1 rRNA gene is annotated in these 613 nt (G+C 50.2%); it reads left to right on the forward strand.

The features are described from left to right. Nucleotides 1-480: ribosomal RNA gene (locus tag ACQV2Q_RS08905) — 16S ribosomal RNA — on the forward strand; the annotation flags it as partial. Between the last annotated feature and the right edge of the window lie 133 nt (nt 481-613).

Genomic DNA, 613 nt, shown 5'->3' on the forward strand with positions numbered 1-613 from the left:
GTCGTCAGCTCGTGTCGTGAGATGTTGGGTTAAGTCCCGCAACGAGCGCAACCCTTATCATTAGTTGCCAGCATTCAGTTGGGGACTCTAGTGAGACTGCCGGTGACAAACCGGAGGAAGGTGGGGATGACGTCAAATCATCATGCCCCTTATGACCTGGGCTACACACGTGCTACAATGGATGGTACAACGAGCAGCGAACTCGCGAGGGTAAGCGAATCTCTGAAAGCCATTCTCAGTTCGGATTGTTCTCTGCAACTCGAGAGCATGAAGCCGGAATCGCTAGTAATCGCGGATCAGCACGCCGCGGTGAATACGTTCCCGGGTCTTGTACACACCGCCCGTCACACCACGAGAGTTTGTAACACCCGAAGCCGGTGGCCTAACTTATAGAGGGAGCCGTCGAAGGTGGGATAGATGATTGGGGTGAAGTCGTAACAAGGTAGCCGTATCGGAAGGTGCGGCTGGATCACCTCCTTTCTAAGGAGTAGTTGGAACCTACACGAAAGGTTAATGTCTTTGTTTAGTTTTGAGTGAGCTTCTTTATGATGCAACTCAATCGATCATTGAAAACTGAATACACCAAACAAGATTGATCATATTCTCGATGCGA

Origin of the sequence: Facklamia sp. P12950, assembly GCF_050409465.1 — a bacterium.
Taxonomy (GTDB): domain Bacteria; phylum Bacillota; class Bacilli; order Lactobacillales; family Aerococcaceae; genus Facklamia.